Below are 2638 nucleotides of genomic sequence, written 5' to 3'. Positions count from 1 at the left end.
GAGGACGATGGCGCCGATCATCGCGACCAGCAGGATCAGCCCGGCAAGTTCGAACGGGAACAGGAAGCGGCCGTAGAGCGCCTCGCCGATGGCTTCGATATTGGGCTGGGTCGGCCCGTTGGCGACGGCGGTCGGCGCGGTGATGATCGGGCCGGCCTGGCGGGCGTTGGCGGCGATGACGATCTCGGCCAGCAGCACCAAAGCGATCATCAGGCCAAACGGCAAATTCTTCGTGAAACCAGAACGCAATTTCGCGAAGTCGATGTCGAGCATCATCACCACGAACAGGAACAACACCGCGACCGCGCCGACATAGACGATCACCAGCAGCATCGCGATGAACTCGGCGCCGAGCAGCAGCATCAGGCCGGCCGCGTTGAAGAAGGCGACGATCAGCCACAGCACGCTATGCACCGGGTTGCGCGCGAAGATCACCAGGATTGCGGACGCGATGGTGAGGGCTGCGAACAGGTAAAAGGCGAGAGTGGTTATCATGGGATGGCGCGCGCCCTACCGGTAGGCCGCGTCGGCGGCAAGGTTGGCGGCGATGGCGCCTTCCCAAATATCGCCATTGGCCAGCAATTTGGCCTTGTCGTAGAGCAATTCCTCACGCGTTTCGGTGGCGAATTCGAGGTTCGGCCCCTCGACGATTGCGTCGACCGGGCAGGCTTCGGCGCACAATCCGCAATAGATGCATTTGACCATGTCGATGTCGTAGCGGGTGGTGCGGCGGCTGCCGTCCTCACGCGGTTCGGCCTCGATGGTGATCGCCTGCGCCGGGCAGATCGCCTCGCACAATTTGCACGCGATGCAGCGCTCTTCGCCATTGGGGTAACGGCGCAGCGCATGCTCACCGCGAAAGCGCGGGCTCTGCGGCACTTTTTCGTACGGGTAATTGATCGTCGCCTTGGGCTTGAAGAAATAGCGAAGCGTCAGGGCATGCGCCTTGACGAATTCCCACAGCGTGAAGGCCTTGATAGTGCGCGCGATCATCGCTTCAAATCCGTTCGCTCGCAGGTGCCGCGCATGATGATGGTCATGAGCGTTTTCTTACCCGACTTCGGGTCACTCGTAAGACCGGCAGGAACGATCAAAAGATCCGCCTTCCCATTCTTCTCACCACGATCGACGATGCTGAACTGCGAAACGCAACCTTTGTCGGTAAAGAGGCATGGGCCGACCGAATAACTGGTGAACGCGTACGAACCCTCGGCGGTCTCGAACGCCGGCATGAGCCGCTCGGTCAGCCGCATGGCGTCGTTCGGCCAAGTCACCTCGACCCTTGGCACGTCGTCCTTGGTTTGGATGCGTACGTCGAAACTGCGATTGGCAGCTTCGGGCGGCAAACCGATTTCGGTCAGCTTTGGGCTGGCCATCTCGCCCGTCAGCATCTGCGGAGCATCCGCATTGCAATGGAAGGAGGCGGAAACCGCGGCGGCCCACATTGTGATTGACCCGATCATACAGTTCCTCCCGAATATCGTGTCAGCATCAGCCAGCCCGAGATCAGCACCACGAACAGCAGGCTGAGCGGCAGGAAAATCTTCCACCCCAGCCGCATCAGCTGATCGTAGCGATAGCGGGGCACGGTCGCCTTCACCCAGCCAAAGATGAAGAAGAAGATGCTCATCTTGAGGAAGAGCCAGAGGATGCCGGGGATGTCGAACCACGGGATCAGGTCGATGTTGAGCGGCGGCAGGAACCCGCCCCAGAACAGGATCGCGTTCAAGGCGCACATCAGGATGACGTTGGCGTACTCGCCGAGCCAGAACAAAGCGAAGCTCATCGAGCTATATTCGGTCTGATGACCCGCGACGAGCTCGCTTTCCGCCTCGACCAGGTCGAACGGGGTGCGGAAGGTTTCGGCCATCGAGCTGATCAGGAACACCACCGCCATCGGGAATAGCAAAGGATTGAAGCCGAAGCCGTTCAATAGGCCGAAGCCGATATTGCCCTGCTGCGCCATGACGATGCCGGTCAGGTTGAAGGTGCCGGCGTAGAGGACGACGCAGATGATGACGAAGCCGATCGAGACTTCGTAGCTGACCATCTGCGCCGCGGCACGGATCGCCGAGAAGAACGGATATTTGGAGTTGGACGCCCAGCCAGCGAGGATCACGCCGTAGACCCCGAGCGACGAGGCGGCGAGGACGTAGAGCATGCCGACGTTTATGTCGGTCAGCACCACGCCGACATCGAACGGCACCACCGCCCACACGATCAACGCGGTGGTAAAGGTGATGATCGGTGCGATCAGGAACAATGCCTTGTTCGAGCTGGACGGGATGATGGTTTCCTTGAGGAACACCTTCAAACCGTCGGCAAAGCTCTGCAGCAGTCCCCACGGCCCGACCACGTTGGGCCCGCGGCGAAGCGCAATCGCCGCCCAGATCTTGCGCTCGGCATAGATCACCATGGCGACGGCGAGCATCAGAGGCAGCGCGATGATCAGGATGCCGATGATGGTCGCGAAGGTCCATGCCCAGTCGTAGAGCATGCCGTTGCGGACGAAGAAGTCGGTCATGCGCGGACGCCCCGCTGTATCAATTCCGAATTCCCGAGCGAAGACGAGGGATTCGTTCGAGCGAAGCCGAGAACCTGAGTGGCACGAGCCTCGGCTGCGCTCGGCTTAGTCCCT

The 2638-nt window shown here is 60.7% G+C and carries 4 protein-coding genes; all 4 read right to left on the bottom strand.

Features of this window, described 5'->3' with window-relative positions; translation table 11 throughout:
* Nucleotides 1–495 (bottom strand): NADH-quinone oxidoreductase subunit J (locus RMN73_RS02330; protein ID WP_309601709.1); only part of this gene is annotated, 495 nt, incomplete at its 3' end.
* A gap of 15 nt (nt 496–510) precedes the next feature.
* Nucleotides 511–993: an NADH-quinone oxidoreductase subunit NuoI gene (nuoI, locus tag RMN73_RS02325; protein ID WP_309601708.1), complete on the bottom strand. Its 483-nt coding sequence runs from the start codon at nt 991–993 to the stop codon at nt 511–513.
* A complete protein-coding gene (locus RMN73_RS02320) occupies nt 990–1463 on the bottom strand; it encodes a hypothetical protein (RefSeq protein ID WP_309601707.1) in 474 nt (157 codons plus the stop codon). Before RMN73_RS02320 ends, nuoI begins: the two co-directional genes overlap by 4 nt.
* Nucleotides 1460–2524 carry an NADH-quinone oxidoreductase subunit NuoH gene (gene nuoH / locus RMN73_RS02315; RefSeq protein WP_309601706.1) on the bottom strand — a complete coding sequence of 355 codons (1065 nt, stop codon included), beginning with the start codon at nt 2522–2524 and terminating at the stop codon, nt 1460–1462. The genes RMN73_RS02320 and nuoH overlap by 4 nt, the downstream gene beginning before the upstream one ends.
* Nucleotides 2525–2638: the final 114 nt, after the last annotated feature.

Origin of the sequence: Sphingomonas sp. (genome assembly GCF_031372575.1) — a bacterium.
Lineage (GTDB): Bacteria > Pseudomonadota > Alphaproteobacteria > Sphingomonadales > Sphingomonadaceae > Sphingomicrobium.
The sequence above is the reverse complement of the archived record's forward strand: the minus strand, read 5'-3'. Positions and strand labels throughout refer to the sequence as shown.

Bases quoted from the DNA above. Each gene is read 5' to 3' on its own strand.
- RMN73_RS02320 (WP_309601707.1), bottom strand. From the start codon at position 1,463: ATGATCGGGTCAATCACAATGTGGGCCGCCGCGGTTTCCGCCTCCTTC.
- nuoI (WP_309601708.1), bottom strand. From the start codon at position 993: ATGATCGCGCGCACTATCAAGGCCTTCACGCTGTGGGAATTCGTCAAG.
- nuoH (WP_309601706.1), bottom strand. From the start codon at position 2,524: ATGACCGACTTCTTCGTCCGCAACGGCATGCTCTACGACTGGGCATGG.